Genomic DNA, 19,685 nt, shown 5'->3' on the forward strand with positions numbered 1-19,685 from the left:
CCTACCTTTGGCTCCCTGCGCGAAAGGGGCTCGCATGTCGTTCGATGACCGGGGGACCACGTCGCTCGCCGGCCGGCTTCCCCTGGACCTTCTGGTCGTCTCGCTCGTCTCGATCGGGGTCGTCGTACTTGCCGCGGGAGACGGCGGCGGAATCGTTCGGATGGCGCTCGGCGGCGCGTTCGTGGCCTTCTGTCCGGGGTACGCGCTGATCTCTGCGCTGTTCCCGCAACGGACGTCTCGCATCCCGGAGCGCCTCTCCACGCTCGGGTTCCGCCGGGAGGAGCCGGCCGCGTTCTCCGCGCTGGAACGGGTCGTGTCGGCGATCGCGGTCAGCGTCGTCTTCGTTCCCTTCGTCGGGTTCCTCCTGCACTACACCCAGTGGGGCATCCGGCCGGCGACGATGGTCCCCGGCATCGCCGTCGCGACGGTCGGGCTCGCCGCGCTCGCGGCGATCCGTCGGCTTCGTGTCCCGCCGGACCAGCGGTTCGCGGTCGCCTCGCTCGCTGTCCCTCGACGGCTGAACGCCTGGGTGCGCGAACCGGACCGGCCCGTCTACACCGCGCTCAACGTCTTCCTCGTCGTCGGGCTCGTCGTCGCCGTCGCCGGGATCGGGATCGCGGCGGCGACGTCGACGAACGGCGAGCGGTACACCGAGCTGTCCGTCCTCGGCACCGACCCGGACGGCGGGGCGGCGGTCGCCGACGAGTACCCGCGGGAGCTCGCGCCCGGCGAGGAGGCGACGGTCCGCGTCGGGATCGCGAACCGGGAGGCGGGCGCGCGGTCGTACGCGGTGGTGGCGCAGCTACAGCGATTGGACGACGGAGACGGGGAGACGCGCGTCGTCGAGCGGTCGGAGCTCGATCGGTTCGACGCGCGGCTGCAACGGGGCGAATCGACGGAGCTGTCGCGGACGGTCGAGCCGGGGATGGAGGGCGAGGGGCTCCGGATCGCCTTCCTGTTGTACGTCGACGAACCGCCGACGTACCCGACCGTCGAGAACGCGTACCGCTCGGTACACATCTGGGTCGACGTGGGAGACGCGAGCGCGACGGGAGCGAACGAGACGGGACCGAACGCGTAGCTGACGGATCGCGGGAGTGGGTATAGCACATTGGTTGATCGGTTGTTTATAAGCGATCGAGTGGTGTTGCTGGCGGCTGTTTATAAGTGATCGAGTGGTGTTGCTGGCGGCTGTTTATAAGTGATCGACGGTATTGCGGTGAAGACCTGCAAAGCCCCAGCCGTGAGGGCGGCGCACGCTCGCTGCGCGCCTCACTCGGTCGCGTTGCTCCCTCGTTGCGGTGCTCGCGTCGCCTGCGCCGCCCTCACGGCTGCCCCTTTGAATCCCACCCGACCGCTCAGCACCGCAGCCTCACGCCTCCCCAGCCTCGCGGTTCGCGCTCTGCGAGCGCTCACCGCGTCCCTCGCACCGTCGGTTCGCGGCCCTGCGGGCCGCTCACCGGGGCGCGCCACCGCATCGTATTTATAAGCAAACGTCGCCGTCGCTCACGGCTATTTAAATACTCACTCGCCACCACCGATCTGCGATACCCACTCCCGCTATCGATCACAGCCGTGTCTGTGGTAGTTGCGTCAGAGTGCGCCACCGACGGAGGATATCACTACCCTTGCCCCGTGAGTCCTCGACGACGACTCCGATCCCTCGGCACCCACTGTTTAGGCCCATACGCCCTTACGACTCGTATGGATATAACCGGCCCGTGGGACCGCGAGCGCGTCGACCAGTTCCTCGAGGGGGCGCGGATACCGGTCCGCGTCGGATGCCGTACCCCGAGCGACGCTCCGTGGATCGTCTCACTGTGGTTCTCGTGGGACGGCGCGGTCAACTGCGCGACGAGCGCGAGCGCCGACCTCGCCGACTTCCTCGCGCACGACGACCGCGTCTCATTCGAGGTGTCGACGAACGACCCGCCGTACAAGGGCGTCAGGGGACGGGGGCGCGCGACGGTGACGCCGGACGCCGACAAGGAGCTGCTCCGCGCGCTGTTGGAGCGCTATCTCGGCGGCGTCGACAACCCGACCGGCGAGCGGCTCCTGAGCCCGGAGCGCGAGGAGGTCCGGGTGCGGATCGAGCCGGAGCGGCTGCACTCGTGGGACTACACGAAGCGGATGGGACCGGAGGAACGCTGACTGCGACGCCGCGCGCTCAGCGACCGAGGTGCCGCAGGTTCTCCGTTTCGACGCGGTCCGGCACGGCGTCGAGCGCCCGCGGCACCCAGTCGTCGTGGCCGAGGGTGATCGCGGCCTCGGGGTTGGCGTCGGCGAGGCTGGCGACCCCTTCGGCGGCCGCGACCTGCGCCGCGCCGTCGACGCGCTCGGGAACCTCCGCGGTGAGCGGGTACGTCTCGGAGAGCGCGCGCGGGAAGGGGCCGAAGGGCGGTTTCACGCGCCACACCGCGTCGTAGTCGTGCTCGGAGGGCGCGTCCGACTCGGTGAGGAGGAGCCGGTCGGGGACCGCGAGCCGCGAGAGCCGGTCGCGGTGTCGCCGGACCTCGGGGCGGCGGGCCGACTCGTGGGAGGTGTAGAAGAACGCGTCCTTCGAGACCGGGTCGGTCTCTTCCAGCTCGTCGGCGTGGTCGAGGAGGGTCCGGAGCCCGTCGAGCATCGCGGGGTGGCCGCGGGCGCGACGGTCGACGAGCTGGAGGAGGTTCCCCGAGCGGATCGCGGCCTTCACGCGTCGCAGCTCCTCGAACGTGACGTGGAGGTTGTGCTCGGCGAGAAGCTCCTCCGCGGTTCGGTCGTCGTCGCCGTCCCCAGTGCCCCCGTCCAGATCCCGGAGCTCCGCGGGCGTGTGCTCGGCGCAGACCGGACACGAGCAGGGGAAGTACTCCATGTCCTCGAGGTGTTCGGTGCCCGAGACGGTCAGGTACCGGCCGTCGCGCGCCATCAGCGCGTAGGCCGCCGAGTCGAACAGGTCGCAGCCGGCCGCGACCGCCAGCGCGAGCATCATCGGGTGGCCCGCGCCGAACAGGTGGACCGGGGCGTCGGGGTCGAGCCCGCGCTTCGCGGCGCGGACCGCCTCGACGACCTCGGCGTAGCGGTAGGAGTTGAGGAGGGGGACCATCGCGCCGACGGGGAACACGTCCAGGTCGGTCGCACTCGCGTGTCTCCCCGCCTCCTCGCGGAGATCGGGGAACGTCGACCCCTGGACGGGGGCGTTGACGAGCATCTCGCCCGTCTCCGCGGCCTCCGCGTCGGCGAGGGCCTTCCGGGTCGTCTCTAGCTCGCGCTCGGCGCGCTCGCGGTCGACGTCGGGCGGCGTCGGCACGTCGACCGGGGTGGCCACGTCGCTCCCGATCTCGCGCTGGAACTCGATGATCTCTTCGGTGGTCACGTCGATGTCGCCGTACTCGGCGAGCTGGAAGGAGCCGGAGTCGGTCATGATCGCGCCGTCGAACCCCAAAAAGTCGTGGAGCCCCTCCGCCAGCACGCGGTCGCGGATCCGGTCGGTGCTCCGGATGATGTAGGAGTTGGTGATCAGCATCTCCGCGCCGAACTCCTCGGCGAGCCGCCGCGGCTCTATCGTGAGGACGTTGGGGTTGACGACCGGAAGGAGCGCCGGCGTCTCGACGGTCACCCCGGCGCGGGGGACCTCCAGCCGCCCGATCCGCCCGGCGGCGTCGTGGTCCCGGATCTCGAAGTGATCGCGCATACCCGGAGTGCGGGGACGCGGGCGGTAAGGGTTGCGTTCGGGGGCGACGGGGCGAGCGGTCCCGGCGTCGCCCCCGGCCGCGAGCGCCCCCGATTCAGAGCCCCGTCGGATGGCTCACGTACGTCGTTTCCACCCCCCACTCCTCGGTCAGCGCCTGCAGCGACCGCACGCCGAACGTCTCGGTCGCGTAGTGACCCGCGAGGAAAACGGTGAGTCCGGCCTCTCGCGCGTCGTGGTACACCCGTCCCTTCCCCTCGCCCGTGACCAGGGCGTCGGCCCCCGCGTCGACCGCCTCGTCGAGCCAGTCGCTGCCGGACCCGGTGACGACCGCGACGCGCTCGATCTCGTCGGGGCCGAAGTCGACGACCTGCGTCGGAGACGCCTCGATCTCGCCCCCGCCCTCCCCGTCCGGCTGCCCCTCGAACCCGTCGAGCGCCTCGCGGATCGACGCGGCCGACCGCGGCGCGTCCGTCTCGCCGATCGTCCCGATCGTGACCGGGCCGATCTCGCCGAACGGTTCCCGGTCGCCGAGGCCGAGCTCCGCCGCGACGCCGGCGGCGTTGCCGAGGTCGGGGTGGCCGTCGAGCGGGAGATGGGAGACGTACAGGGCGATGTCGTGTTCGGCGAGCGCCGCGATCCGGTCGTAGGTCCGACCCGTGACGCGGTCGATCCCGCCCCACGAGATTCCGTGGTGGACGACGAGGACGTCGGCGCCCGCGTCGGCCGCGGCCTCGATCGTCGCGTCCGCGGCGTCGACCGCGAAGGCGACGCGATCGATCTCCCCCCGGTCCGACCCCACCTGTAACCCGTTCGCGCTGGCGTCGACGTCGGCGTACGCCGCCGTGTCGAGCCGGTCGTCGAGCCGCCGCACGTACTCGGAGCGTTCCATACCGAGGCGTGCGCCGGGCGGGAGATAAAGCGCGCGGCTCCCGGCGGTCGGGGGTTACGACTCGTCGGCGACGAACGCCTCGACGGCCTCGCGGTCGGGGAGCGCCGTCATCCCGCCGCGGTCCTGCACCGAGAGCGCGGCCGTCGCGTTGGCGAACGCGAGCGCGTCCTCGAGGTCGGCCTCGGCCGCCGCGGGCGAAGTGGCGCCGTCCGCCCGCGCGGCCAGCCGGCGTATCAGTCCCGCGGTGAACGCGTCGCCCGCGCCGGTGGCGTCGACCGCCGCGACCGAGAACCCGCCGTGGCGCGCGGTCGTCTCGCCCCACGGCGCCGCGGCCGAGCTCGCCGCGACCGCGCCCGCGGAGCCGAGGGTGACGACCGCCGTGTGCGGCCCGAACTCCAAGAGGTCTCGGGCCAGGTCTTCGCCCTCGTGCGAGGAGATACCCGTCGCCGCCACGTCCTCGTCGCTGGCGAACGCCACGTCGGTGTCCCCGAGCACGTCGCGGATCGCCTCGACCACCGCGTCCCGATCCCCCTCCGGAACCAGGTCCGGACGGTAGTTCACGTCGAACGAGACGGTGCAGCCGCGCTCGTCGGCCACGGCGGCCGCCCTGCGCATCGCGGTCCGGCCCGCGGGGTGCGTCAGGGCGACGCCGCCGATGTGGACCCACGAGACCGACGCCAGCACGTCGGCCGGGACCGCCTCGGGCTCGAACCCGAACGTCACGTCCCGCGAGCCGTAAAAGCGGAAGCGTCGACCGTCGACGCCCGGCGGCGAGACCACCGCGAGGGTGGTGTTGCCGGCGACGCGTCGAGAGAGCGCGTCCGGGACCCCCTCCTCGTCGAGCGTCTCCCGAAGGAAGTCGCCGAACGGGTCGTCGCCGAGTCGGGTCCAGAACGCCGGCGGCGCACCGAGCCGCGAGAGCCCGACCGCGACGTTGGCCGGGGCGCCGCCCGGGCGATGCGTGAAGCCGTCAACGTCCCGCAGCGTCTCGCCGGGCCCGGGAAGCATGTCGACGAGCGTCTCTCCGACCACGAGGATGTCCGTCATGAGTGAAAGGAGCGTCGCCGGCCGGTATGAAAGTTCGCGGTTCGCCGGCGGGGTCGGCGGCTCACCGACCGACTCCGTACTTACTCCTCGTCGCCTTCGTCGTCCTCGGCTTCGCCCTCCGCCGCCGCGACCTCCTCAGCGACCGCCTCGAACGCCGCGAGGATGACCCGCTTGCAGGCCTGCCCCTCGGTCGTCCAGTGCTGCGCGTAGTCGAGCATGTCGTCGTAGATGTCGGGCTTGCAGCCGGCTGCCTGCGGGTGGCCGCCCCCGTTCACCTTCCCGGCGACCTCGTGGGCGTGCTGAAAGTCCTCGGAGCCGCGGATCGACGCGGAGCCGGCGGGCTTGACGATCACCGCGGCGTCGGCGCCCCCCTCTCGGAGCGTCTCCGCGACCTCGTTCTGCGAGCACCGCCCGTACGTCACCGCGACGCTCCACTCGCCGACCTCGTGGGTGACCGCGCGGTCGACGGCGGCGTCGATCCGGGCCTCCTTCTCGACGCGTCGATCCGCGACGAACTCCCGGACCGTCTCGGGGAGGTCGGCGCCGTACGCGCCCACGATCGTCGCGTACTCCTCGCTACCGGCCCAGTAGGAGTAGTCGGCCAGGTCGTCCGAGCGCGGGTCCTCCTTGATCCAGAGGTCGTGGTCGCGGGTCACGGCCGTCAGCTCGGCCCACCGCTCGTCGAAGTCGTGGTCGAGCGAGCGGAGCGCCACGTCGGCGGTACACTCCTCGTCGGACTCGCCGACCACGAGGTCGACGCCGAGGTCGCGGACCGCCGCGGCGGTCGCCTCGTCCCACTGGTGGTGGTCGAACCACCGGATCGAGGCGGTCGACTCCGCGAGCGCCTCCAGCGGCTCGGCGATCCACTCGTAGTCGTCGGGACAGAGGTCACAGACGAACAGATCCACGTCGTCGTCGGCGTACGCGAGCACGCGTTCGAGCGACGTGTCGATGGAGTACGGCCCGGCGGCGACCAGCCCGACCGGCGACTGCGCGTGGGCGTCCTCGGTGGGGTCGTCTCCGTCCGGATCGTCGGACCCCTCGTCGGCTTCGCCGTCCGCCGACTCGGACTCCTCCCCCTCACCGAGCCGCGCCGCGATGGCCGCCTCGAAGTCCGCGGCGTCGAGCGCGGCGTCGTACGCCTCCCGGACCATCGCCGCGCAGGCGAGCCCGTCGGCGTCGCCGTCGGCGACGACGACCGCCTCGCTGCCCTCGATCGCCTCCTTCGCGCGCCGCTCGGCGCGCTCCTCGTCCAGCGAGTCCGGGTAGAAGAAGCCCTTGCCGGGCAGCCGCGTGTACCGCGAGCGGGGGATGTCCGTCTCGTCGATGAGTTCGTCGTCCATACCGTCGCGCCGGGCGGGAGGGGGAAAACTCCGCCGTTCTCTGGCGGTCGAACGGCCCGGATTGCGGGTCGTGACTCCCGGATCGTCGTCTTAGATCGCCGTCTTACACGACCGCCTTAGATCGTTGTCCGCCGCGGGTCCTCGTCGGTGAGCTGTCGGACGGTGAGCACGGGGACCGGGCACGTCCGGACGACGCGCTCGGCGACCGAGCCGATGAGGAACCGGTTCTCGCCGTGTCGCCCGCGCGTCCCCATCGCCACCACGTCTGCGTCGACCTCGCGGGCGTACCCGGCGATCTCGGGCGCGGGGCGGCCCTCTCGCACCTCGGTCGTGATGTCGAGGCTCGGGTCGCGCTCGGTCGCGGCGTCGGTCACCTCGCCGAGCGCGTCCTCGCCGCGGTCGTCGAGCGCCTCGCGGAGGTCGTCTCGGACCTCGTCCGGCGTGGACTCGACCTCGCCGCTGTCGACGATGTAGACGGCGTGGACCTCGGCGTCGAACCGCGCGGCGACGTCGACCGCGACGGCGACGGCCCGGCGGACGCTGTCTGAGCCGTCGGTCGCGACCACGATCGTGTCGAACATACCACCCCGTTCGGCGAGCCGGTAGTTAAAAACACGCGGTCGGATCTGGAGGCCCGGCGATCGACGGCGGGAAGTACGGTAGCAACGAGAGCAACCACGGATCGAGGCGGTGCGGTGGCGCGTGCCTCCGAGTGGCCGCCGAAGGCGGCCGCGAGGAGCACGCGCGAGGTCGCCGGCGCTACGCGCCGGCTGCCAGAGGGACCTTCGGTCCCTCGCTGGACGCGGTGAGCGCTCGAAGAGCGCGAACCGCGAGGCTGGGGAGGTGTGAGGCTGCGGTCCCGCGAGCGGAGCGAGCGGGAGCACGGAAGTCGCAGCCCGCGCAGCGAACGGAGTGAGCGAGCAGGACCGTCTTCCGGCGGTGCTGTGCGGGCGGGTGGGACTCAAAGGGGCAGCCGCGAGGCGGGCGCAGGCGATGTAAGCACTGGAAGGAGCGAGCAGCGCGAGTGACTGAAGCGCGCAGCGAGCGTGCGCCCGCCTCGCGGCTGGGGCTTTGGAGGTGTCCGTCTCGTCACTCGCGGGATCCGTGATAGGCGCGTATAACCGATCAACCACCCCGAAAACCACTTATAAACCCCGATCCGCGTACCGCCTCGCCTACGCCAGGAAGACGTGCCGCGGGCGATCCGCTAACACCTCGCGGCCCCACTGGACCGTCTCGCGGAACTCGTCGGAGCCGAAGAAGGCCATCGCGTCCTCCTTCGCGTGCCACTGGCTGGCGATGAACATGTCGTTCTCGTCTTCGACGTTCAGCATCAGGTCGGTCTCGACGTGGCCGTCCATCTCCGCGAGGATCTCCCCCACGTCGTCGAACGTGTCGGTGAAGTCCCCCTGGTGCTCCGGTTTGACGGTGTAGAACATCCCCATCGTGCCGAAGCCGGACTCCTCGCCGGCGCGGGCGACGACCTCCGGCAGCTCCGAGAGGAAGCCGGCCGCGGTCTCGGCGGCGGAGGCCGTGTCCCAGATGGAGACGACCGCGGCGCGGTCGGTGACGCGGCCCTCGTACACCGCCGTCTTCACGTGGGTGCCGTAGTGGTCGAAGTTGCCGCGGAGCCCCTCGACCTCGTCGAACAGCTCGTCGACGTCGGCCTCGCTGTAGAGCACGGTCGCGTACACGTCCTCGCCGCTCGGCTTGCCGGCGTAGATGTCGAGGTCCGCGAGCTCGCCGCGGATGTCGGCGTCGGAGGGGTCGTCTCCCCCCTCGCCGCCAGCGCCCTCCTCGCCCCCGTGCGGGTGATCGCCCTCCCCGCTCGCCTCTCCCTCGCCGTGGGGGTGGTCGCCGTGTGCGGAGCCGCCGCCGGAGCCGGCGTGGTCGCGGCCCTCGCCGTGGCCGTGCCCGTCGCCACCCTGCCCGTGGTGGCTGCCCTCGCCGTGAGCGTGACCGTGGCCGCCTTCCGCGTCGACGGCGTCGCCGTCGCCCGTCGGCACCGTCTCGCCCGCGAGGTACGCGCCCAGGTCCGCGGGCGGGAACCGGCGGCCGATGTAAAAGTCGCCGAACTCGCCGTACCGCGAGGAGGCGGGGTCGAAGCGCATCTCGTAGACGATGTCCTTGATGTCCGTCGGGTCCGAGCCGAACAGGGTGACGCCCCACTCGTGGTCGTCGAGGCCGACGGAGGAGGCGATCACCTGCTTGATCTTGCCGGCGTACTCCTTGCCGACCTCGCCGTGGTCGGCCATGAGGTCGGCGCGGTCCTCGAAGGAGAGGTCGTACCAGTTGTACTCCTCGCCGCGGCGCTTGCTCATCGGGTAGAAGCAGACGTACTCGTCGTCGGGGATCTCCGGCGTCAGCTTCCCCTCGATGTAGCGTTTGAGGCCCGCGTCGACCGATTCGGGGTCCTCGAAGTACTCGTCGGAGACGTAGCCGGAGACCTCGGTGACGGAGACGTAGGAGGTGGTCTGTTCGGTGAACTTCGCGAGCGCCGTGTTCTCGAACCGGCGCTCGATCGACGACAAGTCGTCGAGCGCGGGGCGGAAGTGGACGAACAGGAGGTCCGCCTTGTGCCCGAGCACGGAGAACAGCCCGGAGTCGCCCTCCCCGGCGTCGGCGACCAGCTCGCGGTGTTTCAGGAAGTCCTTCCCCTCCTCGATCGCCCGTTTCCGCTCTCGCTCGGGGGCGTCGCGCCACGCGTCCCAGTCAATGGACCGGAAGTCGTGCAGCGCGAACCACCCCTCTTCGGTCTGTGGTGCCTCGACCATACGGCGGCTTGGGCCGCCGGGACTTAGGGGTTTGCGAGTCGGCGGCGCGATCGGACCGGCATCCCCTCGGGGAATTGCGCGATTACACCGGTGAAGCTCCCAATAACATTAATCGTGCTTAGCGCATTGGTGACACATGGCAATCGCCCGGCACGAGCGCGGACTGGGAGCCGACCTCCGAGCGCTGCTCTCGCAGGTCCACCCGGTGTTCATGTTGCCGCCGCTCGCGGCCTCGTGGTTCGGGGCCGCCGTCGCCGGCGAGTTCGCGCTCTCGGCCGGCGCGATCCACATGTGCGCGATCTTCTTCGCGGTGTACACGGCGCACGTGAAGGACGGCTACGTCGACTTCCACCGGCGCGGCGAGGACGACGACCACCCGATGACCGTCCGCGGCTGTCGGCTCTCGCTGGTCGCCGCTGGCGTCGGGTTCGCCGCCTGTACGCTCGCGCTCGGCGCCCTCGTCGGCCCGGGCGCCGCGCTCGTCACCCTGCCGACCTGGTTCGTCGGGTACCTCCACGCGCCGCAGCTCGACACGAACCCGGTCACCACGACGCTGGGGTACCCGACCGGCATCGCGCTCGCGCTGCTCGGCGGGTTCTACGTCCAGACGACCGAGTTGACCGCGACGATACTCGGGTTCGCGCTCGTCTTCCTCGCGACGCTCGCCGGAGTGAAGATCATCGACGACGAGCAGGACTACGCGTACGACAGGTCGATCGACAAGCGGACCGTCTCGGTGCTGCTCGGTCGATCGCGAGCCCGGACGCTGGCCTTTTCCCTGCTAACGGCCGGGCTCGTCGGCGTGCTCTGGGGAACGATCGCCGGGCTGTTCCCCCCGTCGGCGCCGGCCGCGGCGCTCGCGTTCGGCTCGATCGCGCTGGTGGCCAGCCGGGCCGGCCCGACGATCGCGACGATGCTTTTGATCCGCGGCGCCTACGTCTTCCTGGCCCTGCTGCTCGTGGCCGTCTGGTTCCGACCGCTGTCCGGCGCGGCGCTTCCGGACATCACGGTGCTCGGGCCGTACACGTACCTCGCCACCGAGGTCGTCTTCGGGGCGCTCGCCGTCGGTCTGCTCCGCTACGCCGGCGCGCTCCGTCAGGCGGCCCGGACGATCGCGGCTCTGTACCCGATCGCGTACCTCTGGGACTGGTACACGCTGGAGGTGGGCGTCTTCGAGATCGCGATGCGCACCGGGTACGACCTGTTCGGGATCCCGATCGAAGAGCACATTTTCATGGTCGTCGTGCCGGCTCTCGTCCTCGGCGTTCACGAGACCATCCGAACGCTCTCTGCGGAGTCAGACGCGGCGGCTCGGAGCGCATCGGACGAGGCGGCTCGGAGCGAGCCGCACCCGTGAACGCCCTCTCGGTTCCGTCCCCCCGCCCTGCGGTGAGGCGTCGATCGCCACGACCGAAACGCTTTCACGACGACTCGGATACGTAGGGACGATGCGGAAAAGCGGGCCGCCGAAAGGACTGATCTCGTATCTCGTGTTAGAGCTGCTCGACGAGCGGCCCCGGTACGGGTACGAGCTGTTGGGCGAGATCACCTCGATTAGCGGCGGCCACTGGGAGCCGTCGTACGGCTCCGTCTACCCGATCCTCTACAAGTTCGAGGAGGAAGGCGTCGCCGAGCGCGTCGAGCGCGACGACGAGCCCGACCGCAAGTACTTCGCGCTCACCGACGCGGGCCGCGAGGAGCTCGCCGAGAAGCGCCGCGAGATCGGCGCCGAGGCGAAGGAGTTCGGCGACGTGGTGCTCGGCTTCTATCACCTCTACTCGGCGCTCGCGACCGACGACCGGTTCGAGGTCGACGACGCCGAGGGCGACTGGGAGTACTCCGAGCGCTACAGCGCGTGGATCGTCGAGCAGACGATCCGCCACCACGAGCGCGACTTCGGCGAGTTCGAGCGGATCGACGCCACGCCGGAGGAGTTCTACGCGGCGGCCGACGGCGGCGGCGACGAGACGGTCGACGCCGCGGACGGCGAGGGGTCGGACGCGGACTGACGGAGGGGGCCGCCCGAAACGAGACCCCGAAATCGGTCCCGTCCCGAAGGCCTATACGGGTCACCCGCGACTACTCGGACAATGTCCACCGACGAACCGTCCGTCCCGATCGTGTGCACCGAGTGCGAGACGGAGACCAGCGTCCCGCTCGCGGACGTGGCGGACGCGCTCGAGAAGCACAACGACGGGAAACACGACGGGGAGGAGATCGCGGAGGTCGACCCCGCGCTGAAAGACCGGCTGGCGGACCTCGTCGCCGAGGACCTCGGGCTCTTCGACGAGGCCTGAGAGGAGGACGTCGTCAGTCGTCGCGGGGCCGCGAGACGCCGATCGCCGGGAGTCGGTCCCAGCCGCGAACGCGGGTCCCGCGGGCGGTCCGGTCGCGAACTCGGTCAGTCGTCCTGCGCGAGCGCACCCTTGGGGTGACCCTTGTGCTGTAAGTTCCGGTTGTCGCGCTTCCGCGTCGCCGTCGCGGGAATGACCTCGGCGACCTCGTCGCGCGGTCGCCCCGTGTACCCGTGGTCCGGGTGGTCGGCGCAGTGCGCCATCGCGTCGTGGGACCCTTCCCACGGCCCCTCGTCACAGCCGTCCGCCGTGCAGACGAACACTATGTCATCGGACATGTTACCCGAGCGTTGCGAACGACCCTATAAAAACGTCACAGCCAAATTTTCACTCTCGATAACCGACGGGTCAGCGCGAGAGCGGGAATCGGGAGGCGGGCAGGGAAGTGGAAACGGCGAGCGGCGCGGGCGCGGCGATCAGTCGCCGAGAACCGGCGCGCCGGAGAGCTCCACGCTCGTCCCGCCGTCGCGGCACGCCTCGAGCGCGTGTTTGGCCGCGAAGCCGGCCTCGTGGGCGGAGGCGCCGCGGCCGACGCCGACCTGCAGTTCGATGCCGGCGTCGTCGGCCACGTGCGCGACGGCATCGGCGAACGCCCGCTCGGGGAGGTCCGGGCAGACGGCGACGACGTTGTCGCCGCCGACGAAGAAGGAGAGGGCGCCGTGGGTCTCGCGGAGGTACCGCGTCAGCGACCCGTAGGCGCGCTCGACGTTCAGGAAGGTGTCGAACTCGTTGAGGCGGTCGGTGTACTTCCCGGTCACGTTCACCACGTCGAAGTGAGCGATCTGGAGGTCAGACGGGTTCGTCTCGGTGAGGTAGTCGCCGGCGAGCACCTCGGTCCGACCCTCGTCCTGCGCGCTCCCCTCGGTCTGCAGCAGGCGGTTGGCGGCTTCCAAGGCGTCGATGGGACGCTCGGCGACCCCGGTCCCGAGGCTGACGCTCACCGGGTAGCGGTTCCCGATCGACTCCTGGAGCGCCGCGTGGGCCGCGCCGTCGACGCCGTTCGTCACGGCGATCATGTTGTCGTAACGGGTGGAGAAGACGTAGGCGTCCCGCGGACCCATGAACTGGGCGATGTCGGCGAAGAGCCGCGACTGGAGCGCCTGGAGGTCCATCTCCCGGCGAGGCTCCGGCGTCACCGTCCACGGCCCGTAGTTGTCGATCTGGACCAGCGTCACCTGAGTCGTCGTCACAGTGACCGACGGTTGGGAACGCCCCCGCTTTACGCTTCCGTTATCCCGAAGGTGGAACCGGTATCGGATCTGAAACGCGAGGGACGAATCGCGAGATCGGATCGCCGGATGCGAGTACCGGAGCGCCGCAATCCCTACGTCGGTGGCTCCCGGACACCTCTCATGGAGTTCAGCGGCGCCGTCCTGGACGTGGACGGCACGGCGGTGCGGGGCGACGAGCCGATCCCGGGCGCGCCGGCGGGCTACCGCCGGCTCCGCGAGGCCGGTATCGAGACGCTGTTCGTCTCGAACAACCCGACGAAGGCCCCGCCGGCGTACGTCGACCGGCTGGGCAACGCGGGCTACGAGATCGACGCGGATCAGGTGTTCACGGCCGGAACAGTGACGACGCGCTACCTGCGCGAGCGCCACGCGGACGACGAGCTGCTGTGTATCGGCGCCCCGGGGCTGATCGACCAGTTCGAGGCGGCCGGGCTCGCGACGACCGACGACATAGAGGCCGCGGACGCGCTCGTCGCCTCGATCGACCGGGAGTTCGACTACGACGACCTCTGTACCGCCCTGTGGGCGCTGGAGCGCGACATCCCCTTCATCGGCACCGACCCCGACGTGGTGATCCCGGCCCCCGAGCGCGACGTGCCGGGGTCCGGCGCCGTGATCAACGCGATCGCGGGCGTCGCCGAGCGCGAGCCGGACGCGGTCCTCGGGAAGCCCTCGGACACCGCGATCGAGATGGTCCGCGAGCGGCTCCCGTACCCGTCCGAGGAGTGTCTCGTCGTCGGCGACCGGCTGAACACCGACATCGCGCTCGGCGAGCGCGCCGGGATGACCACCGCGCTCGTGCTGTCCGGCGTCACCGACGAGGCCGCACTCGCGGACGCGAGCGTCTCGCCGGACCACGTGCTCGACGATCTCGGCGACGTCGACCGCCTCCTCTGCTGAGGGACTCGCCGGTGCGATCGGGCTTTCGAGCGGCTGTCGCGGCGTCTATCACTTCCGCTGCGTGGGTAACGTTTATCAGTAGAAGTCGTTTCAGTAGACGTATGAGAGACGTTGCCTCACACGAGAACGGAACGGCCGACGAGGAGGACCCGGAACAGGCCGTCCGCGTGATCGAGGGGCACGCGGTACAGTTCAACGAGTACCGCTACTGAGAGGCCGGAGACTGCGCGACCGAGTAACCGCGTGACCGCGCGGTGAGCGTCCCCCGACGGCGACGGGGCGTTGTCGGGACCGTTAAGTGCGCGTCCCGGGTACCCGAGAACGTGACACGGAGGCTTCGACGGGCGAGTGTCTTCGCCGCGGTGGCCGCTGTCGCCGTCCTCGCGCCCGCGCTCGGCGACGCCGCCGCCGTGCCGTTCCTCGCCGCCGCCGGCCTCGCCTTCTTCGGGGTCCGCGACGGCGAGTGGTTCGAGACGCTCGCGTTACCCGGCGACCGCGAGGAGGAGCGCCTCTACGGCTTCGTCGCGTTCGCGCTCGCGGCCGCCGGCCTCGCGCTGTTCGCCTCCCTCCCCCGCGCCCCGCTCCCGTACGAGGCGTTCGCCGCGGCGACGCTCGCGGTCGGCTGCGGCCGCCTCGGTCGCGCGGTCGCCGTCGAGCGCGACGCCGCCGAGTTCTCCCTCGTGGCGGGGTACGTCGCCGGCGGCACGCTCGGCGCCCTCGCCGGACAGGTCGGCGTCCTGCTCCAGACCGACGGCGCGGGGCTCGTCGACGCCCTCCCGGAAGTCGTCTTCCTCGCGGCCGTGGCCGCGCTGGCGGCGGCGCTGGTCAGGTCGCTCGTGTTCGACCGAGACGCGCACATCACGGTCATCGTCGTCGCGTTCGCCGTCTGGGGGTTCGTCGCGGTGGACCCGACGGTCACGGTCCCCACCGTCGCCTTCGGGCTGGCGGTGACCGGCGCGCTCGGCTACGTCTCGTTCGCGCTCGGCACGGCCTCCGTCCCGGGGATGTTGACGGGCGTGCTGTCCGCGCTGTTGGCCGTCGTCCTCGGCGGCGTCGGCTGGTTCGCCACGCTCATCTCGTTTTACGCGATCGGCGGGCTGGCGTCGAAGTACCGCTTCGACGAGAAGGCGGACCGGGGCGTCGCACAGGAGAACGAGGGGGCCCGCGGCACCGGGAACGTGCTGGCGAACTCCGCGGTCGCGCTCGTCGCCGTCGTCGGCTACGCGGCGACCGCCCGCGTCGGCGTGCCGGGCCCGGTCTTCGGCTTCGCGTTCGCCGGCGCGACCGCGACCGCGATGGCCGACACGCTCTCCTCGGAGATCGGCGGGCTGTTCGACGGCCCCCGACTGGTGACGACCCTGCGGCGCGTCGAGCCGGGAACGGACGGCGCGGTGACGTGGCAGGGCGAGCTGGCCGGGCTCGCGGGGGCGCTCCTCGTCGCCGGCCTCGCCGCGGTCGGGATGCCGGTCGGCGACGCGGTCGTCGGCGGGGGGATCGTCGCCCTCGCGGGCGTCGCCGGGATGACCGTCGACAGCCTCCTCGGCGCGCTGATCGAGGGCGAGCGGATCGGGAACCAGGCGGTGAACTTCCTCGCGACGCTGTCGGGGGCGACCGTCGCCGTCGCCGCCGCCGTCGCGCTCGGGGTGGGGCTGTGAGATGACGGGGGGATCGTCGGAGGAACGCCGCGACGACGCCGCCCTCCCCGCCCCCGACCCCAGGGTCCGCGCCGCTCGTCCGGCCGACGCCGTCCGGATCCGGGAGCTTCAGGACCACCTCCGACAGCCGAACCCGGACTTACTGGAGTACGGGCTCGCGGTCGGGTCGGCGCTCGTCAGCGCCGCCGACGGGCGGGCGGTCGGCTACCTGCTGCCGGTCGACGCGCCGAACCGCCCCGGCGTCCATCTCGCCGAGCTCGCGGTCGACCCCGACCACCGACGGGAGGGACGCGCTCGCGGGCTGCTCGCGGCCGTGATCGACGACGCGGCCGGCCCCGTGACGCTACAGGCGCACCCCGACAACGACGCCGCGCTGGCGCTGTACGAGGGGCTGGGGTTCGAGGTCGTCGACCGGCGCGCCGACGCGTACGCCGACGGCGACGCGCTGGTGTTGCGTCGGGAGTAGAGAACAGACAAAAGGACTATTCGAGCCCCGCGCGTCCGGCGAGACATGACCGACGCCGACGCGAGAGCGGAGGATATCGAGGTCGACTTCGGCGACGACGGGCTCGTCCCGGCGGTCGCGCAGGACGCCGACTCGGGCGAGGTGCTGATGCTCGCGTACGTCTCGCCGGCGGCGCTCGAACGGACCCGCGAGACGGGCGAGGCGCACTACTACTCGCGGTCTCGCGACGAGCTGTGGCACAAGGGCGGCTCCTCCGGCCACACCCAAGAGGTCCGCGAGGTGCGGGTCGACTGCGACGCCGACACCCTGCTGTACCTCGTCGACCAGAACGTGGGAGCGTGTCACACGGGACACCGATCGTGTTTCCACCGGACGATCGAGGGCGAGAACGTCGGCGAGCGCGTCTTCGACCCGGACGAGGTGTACTGAATGAGCGGCGCGGAAGCGACGACCGGCGCGACCGAGGCCGACCCCGTCCGCGAGGCGGGCGAGGCGGCCGCGGTCCTGCGCGAGCGCTACGACGAGCTCGCGCGGATCGAGGCCCGGATCGCGGATCTCGGCCGGGACCGAGTCGAGACCGCCGCCGACGCGTACCGCCGGGCGCACCGCGTGCTCGACGGGTACGAGGAGGACGCGGTCGGCACCGGCGACTTCGGCTCGTACGTCCAGTTCCGCGGGGAGTTCGGGGAGGCGGTCGACGCCGACGACGACGCGCTCGCGGCCGACGCGTTCGCCGCCGCGGACGAGGCGGTCGACAAGCGCCGGCTCTCCGAGTCCGACTTCGACGCCGCCCGCGACGCGCTGGAGCCGGCGGGCGAGTTCGTCGAGCTGCTCGACGCCCGCGACGACGCCCTCGACGAGTACCGGGCCGCGCGCAAGGCCGCGAGGGAGGCGCGGAAGGCGCTCGACGCCCGACTGGAGGAACTCCGCGAGGTCGCCGAGATGGCCGACGCCGACCTCGACGCCGACGTGGACCGGATCCGCGACCCGATCGAGTCGTACAACGACGCGGTCCGCGAGGCGTTCGACGAGTTCTATACGTCGGCGTCGGCCCGAGAGGCCTTCTCGTTCCTCGACCGCGCCGACGGGACCCCGTTCGTCGACGCCGACGTGCCCCCGACCGACCTCCGCGAGTACGTCGACGAGTACGACGCGGGCGAGGAGCCCCTTCCGACCCTGCTGGAGTACGCGGACTACTCGAACTCGAAGCTGGAGCACTACGTCGACGACCCCGGCGCGCTCCGGACCGCGGTGGCGGTCCACCGCACCTACGTCGAGCGGCTCGACGCCGAGCCGCTGACGGTCGACTGGCCGCCAGCGCGCGGCGACGAGCTGGCCTACGAGATCGACGAGCTGATCCCCCTCGTCGCGCGGGTCGCCGACGACGAGACGGTGGCGGCGCTCCGGTCGGTCCGCGACCTCGCGCGCGGCGAGGAGTACGAGCGGCTCCGCCGCGCGGCCGCGGTGCGCGACGCGCTCGACGAGCCGGAGCTGGAGCTGTTGGCGGACGGGACGATCGACGACCGCATCCGAGCGGCGGAGCGGACCCTGTCGATCGCCGAGGACGTGCTGGCGGAGACGGAGCAGAACGGGTAGCGAAATCGGGACGGAGACCGCGTCAGCCCCGGAGTCCGTCGCTTATCATCCGCAGGTTGCGCTCGATCCCCCAGTCGAACCGCCGCTCGAGCAGGAGGGCGGTCGCGAAGTAGACGACCGCACCCGCCGGCACCAACACGATGAACTCGACGAGCGGAGTCAGGTCGGTCGCGGACGCGACGTACGACAGGATTCCGAACATGGAGAGGGCGGCGACGAACGGGTAGAGGTACTCCGCGTACAGCTGTCTCTGCCGGGCCTCGACCATCCGCGCGGAGAGGTAGACGTCGATCGGGAGCATCGGGAAGACGTACACCCCGACGACGACCAGCGCGGTCCCCTCGATCCCCCACCTCGCCGTCGCTGGCCAGATGAGCGCGGCGATACACGCCACGCGGAGCATCCCCGTCTTGACGATGAAGTCCGGGCGGTCGAGCGCCTTCCAGACGGCGCCGAAGTTCCGCGTGATAGCGTGTAAGAGCCCGTACATCGCGAGGATCTGCATCGCCGTGATCATCGGACGCCACTCGTCGCCGAGGATCGCGGGGACGAAGCTCGGCGCCACGGCGGCGATACCGAACGACAGCGGAAACGCGATGAACGCGGTGAGGCGCGTCGTCTGGAGCAGCGCGCCGCGGAGTTCGTCTAAGTCGCCCTGCAGTCGGGAGTACGCCGGGAACGTGATCTCGGAGATGATCCCGGACGCCTCCGACGCGGGCAGGTCCGCGATCCGGTACGCGTACTGGTAGAACCCGAGGGCGGTCGCGGAGAGGAACCAGCCGACGAACGCGTCGTCGCCCTCGCTGTAGACGAACCCGACGATCGACGCGCCGGTGATCCACTTGCCGTAGTCGATGAGTCGTCTCGCGACGGCCAGGTCGAAGGACGGCCACGGGCGGTAGTCGTGGAGGACGTACGAGAGGACGAACTTGAAGAAGGACTTGCTCACGGTCGCGAACACGAGCGCCCACACGGTCGGGGAGTAGAGCGCGTAGCCGACGCCGACCACGAACTGCACGACCGACCCGCTCGACTTGAAGACGAAGTCCTTGTGGAAGGAGAGGTCCTTCTGGAAGTAGACGATAGCGGGGTTCCGAAGCCCGTACAGCAGGGGGCTCAGGCCGAGCACCCGGATGAGGTTCGTCGCGCTCGGCTCGTCGAAGACCCCGGCGATGAACGGCGCCGCGACGGCGAGGACACCGAAGATGAGGAAGCCCCGCGCGGCCTCAAGACACCACGTCGTGTTGAGGTACTCGTCGACGTTCTCCTTCTTGTCCTGGATGAGGGCGGCGTTGATCCCGATGTCGGTGAACCGCCTGATCCCGGAGAGGACGAGCAGGGCGATCCCCATCAGCCCGAAGGCGCGCGGGTCGAGCAGCCGCGCGAGGACGATCAGCATCAGGACCTGAGACAGTCGGACCGCCATCTTCGTCGCCGTCACCCAGATCCCGCTTTTGACGGTTCGCTGGACGACGGAGCCCGACGGAACGGCACGCTCGACGAGCTCTCGGAGGCGGTCCTTCATGGACTGCCGTGCCCGGTCGTCCCGAGGCGCACGGCGGGGTTGCTGGAACGGTTCATACCCTCGTTCCGACTGTCGCGGGCATTGTTATGCCGCATCTAACATCCGGACGCAAGCGGATCGGAACCCTCGGTTCCGGCCGGAGTCGAATATTCCGCGTATACTTATTCGGATAGGTTTCCTGCGCCGATACGTCGTGACACACCGACGGATCGCGCCACACCGACGGGCCGA

Annotated in this window: 19 protein-coding genes; 10 read left to right on the forward strand and 9 right to left on the reverse strand. The window is 70.8% G+C overall.

Annotation, left to right across the window (positions count from 1 at the left end; translation table 11 throughout):
* Positions 1 to 34: 34 nt before the first annotated feature.
* The gene (locus tag EDM04_RS10645; protein ID WP_123621883.1) at positions 35 to 1,081 is read left to right on the forward strand and encodes a DUF1616 domain-containing protein; all 1,047 of its coding nucleotides are present in this window, start codon (positions 35 to 37) and stop codon (positions 1,079 to 1,081) included.
* Between the two features lie 623 nt (positions 1,082 to 1,704).
* Positions 1,705 to 2,151, forward strand: a complete 447-nt coding sequence (locus EDM04_RS10650) for a pyridoxamine 5'-phosphate oxidase family protein (protein ID WP_123621886.1) — start codon at positions 1,705 to 1,707, stop codon at positions 2,149 to 2,151.
* Between the two features lie 16 nt (positions 2,152 to 2,167).
* Here the strand turns inward: EDM04_RS10650 and tgtA are convergent, their stop codons facing one another.
* The 6 genes from tgtA to EDM04_RS10680 all read right to left on the reverse strand — a co-directional run bounded on the left by tgtA (position 2,168) and on the right by EDM04_RS10680 (position 9,726).
* Positions 2,168 to 3,673 carry a tRNA guanosine(15) transglycosylase TgtA gene (gene tgtA / locus EDM04_RS10655; RefSeq protein ID WP_123621888.1) on the reverse strand — a complete coding sequence of 502 codons (1,506 nt, stop codon included), beginning with the start codon at positions 3,671 to 3,673 and terminating at the stop codon, positions 2,168 to 2,170.
* 94 nt (positions 3,674 to 3,767) lie between these two features.
* Positions 3,768 to 4,562, reverse strand: a complete 795-nt coding sequence (locus tag EDM04_RS10660; protein WP_123621890.1) for a Nif3-like dinuclear metal center hexameric protein — start codon at positions 4,560 to 4,562, stop codon at positions 3,768 to 3,770.
* A 54-nt stretch (positions 4,563 to 4,616) separates the two neighbouring features.
* The gene (locus tag EDM04_RS10665) at positions 4,617 to 5,609 is read right to left on the reverse strand and encodes a carbohydrate kinase family protein (RefSeq protein WP_123621892.1); all 993 of its coding nucleotides are present in this window, start codon (positions 5,607 to 5,609) and stop codon (positions 4,617 to 4,619) included.
* 80 nt (positions 5,610 to 5,689) lie between these two features.
* Entirely contained in the window at positions 5,690 to 6,952 is a 1,263-nt protein-coding gene (locus tag EDM04_RS10670; protein ID WP_123621894.1) for a DHH family phosphoesterase, read from the reverse strand.
* A gap of 116 nt (positions 6,953 to 7,068) precedes the next feature.
* Positions 7,069 to 7,533 (reverse strand): universal stress protein, encoded by a 465-nt coding sequence (locus EDM04_RS10675; RefSeq protein WP_123621896.1) that lies wholly within the window; start codon positions 7,531 to 7,533, stop codon positions 7,069 to 7,071.
* Between the two features lie 594 nt (positions 7,534 to 8,127).
* Positions 8,128 to 9,726 carry a heme-binding protein gene (locus EDM04_RS10680; RefSeq protein ID WP_123621899.1) on the reverse strand — a complete coding sequence of 533 codons (1,599 nt, stop codon included), beginning with the start codon at positions 9,724 to 9,726 and terminating at the stop codon, positions 8,128 to 8,130.
* Between the two features lie 136 nt (positions 9,727 to 9,862).
* Here EDM04_RS10680 and EDM04_RS10685 point away from each other — a divergent pair, with 136 nt between their 5' ends.
* From EDM04_RS10685 to EDM04_RS10695, 3 genes are all read left to right on the forward strand, one after another.
* Complete coding sequence (locus EDM04_RS10685; protein ID WP_123621901.1) at positions 9,863 to 11,083, forward strand: lycopene cyclase domain-containing protein; 1,221 nt, start codon at positions 9,863 to 9,865, stop codon at positions 11,081 to 11,083.
* A 91-nt stretch (positions 11,084 to 11,174) separates the two neighbouring features.
* Positions 11,175 to 11,735, forward strand: a complete 561-nt coding sequence (locus EDM04_RS10690) for a PadR family transcriptional regulator (RefSeq protein ID WP_123621903.1) — start codon at positions 11,175 to 11,177, stop codon at positions 11,733 to 11,735.
* Between the two features lie 81 nt (positions 11,736 to 11,816).
* Complete coding sequence (locus tag EDM04_RS10695) at positions 11,817 to 12,023, forward strand: hypothetical protein (RefSeq protein WP_123621905.1); 207 nt, start codon at positions 11,817 to 11,819, stop codon at positions 12,021 to 12,023.
* Between the two features lie 104 nt (positions 12,024 to 12,127).
* Here EDM04_RS10695 and EDM04_RS10700 read toward each other — a convergent pair whose 3' ends face one another.
* Both EDM04_RS10700 and EDM04_RS10705 read right to left on the reverse strand, forming a co-directional pair.
* Complete coding sequence (locus EDM04_RS10700) at positions 12,128 to 12,358, reverse strand: hypothetical protein (protein WP_123621907.1); 231 nt, start codon at positions 12,356 to 12,358, stop codon at positions 12,128 to 12,130.
* Positions 12,359 to 12,496: 138 nt separating this feature from the next.
* Positions 12,497 to 13,270 carry a GTP cyclohydrolase III gene (locus tag EDM04_RS10705; protein WP_123621909.1) on the reverse strand — a complete coding sequence of 258 codons (774 nt, stop codon included), beginning with the start codon at positions 13,268 to 13,270 and terminating at the stop codon, positions 12,497 to 12,499.
* A 162-nt stretch (positions 13,271 to 13,432) separates the two neighbouring features.
* On the opposite strand from EDM04_RS10705, the gene EDM04_RS10710 reads away from it, so the two are divergent.
* From EDM04_RS10710 to EDM04_RS10730, 5 genes are all read left to right on the forward strand, one after another.
* Complete coding sequence (locus tag EDM04_RS10710) at positions 13,433 to 14,212, forward strand: HAD-IIA family hydrolase (RefSeq protein WP_123621912.1); 780 nt, start codon at positions 13,433 to 13,435, stop codon at positions 14,210 to 14,212.
* Positions 14,213 to 14,535: 323 nt separating this feature from the next.
* Entirely contained in the window at positions 14,536 to 15,867 is a 1,332-nt protein-coding gene (locus tag EDM04_RS10715) for a DUF92 domain-containing protein (RefSeq protein WP_206424450.1), read from the forward strand.
* Position 15,868: 1 nt separating this feature from the next.
* The gene (locus tag EDM04_RS10720) at positions 15,869 to 16,333 is read left to right on the forward strand and encodes an N-acetyltransferase (RefSeq protein WP_123621914.1); all 465 of its coding nucleotides are present in this window, start codon (positions 15,869 to 15,871) and stop codon (positions 16,331 to 16,333) included.
* Between the two features lie 45 nt (positions 16,334 to 16,378).
* A complete protein-coding gene (hisI, locus tag EDM04_RS10725) occupies positions 16,379 to 16,762 on the forward strand; it encodes a phosphoribosyl-AMP cyclohydrolase (RefSeq protein WP_123621916.1) in 384 nt (127 codons plus the stop codon).
* Positions 16,763 to 17,929 (forward strand): hypothetical protein, encoded by a 1,167-nt coding sequence (locus EDM04_RS10730; RefSeq protein ID WP_123621918.1) that lies wholly within the window; start codon positions 16,763 to 16,765, stop codon positions 17,927 to 17,929. It abuts the gene before it with no gap.
* A 22-nt stretch (positions 17,930 to 17,951) separates the two neighbouring features.
* Here the strand turns inward: EDM04_RS10730 and EDM04_RS10735 are convergent, their stop codons facing one another.
* The gene (locus EDM04_RS10735; protein ID WP_123621920.1) at positions 17,952 to 19,454 is read right to left on the reverse strand and encodes a lipopolysaccharide biosynthesis protein; all 1,503 of its coding nucleotides are present in this window, start codon (positions 19,452 to 19,454) and stop codon (positions 17,952 to 17,954) included.
* Positions 19,455 to 19,685 lie beyond the last annotated feature (231 nt).

Source organism: Halorubrum sp. CSM-61, from assembly GCF_003781945.1.
Lineage (GTDB): Archaea > Halobacteriota > Halobacteria > Halobacteriales > Haloferacaceae > Halorubrum.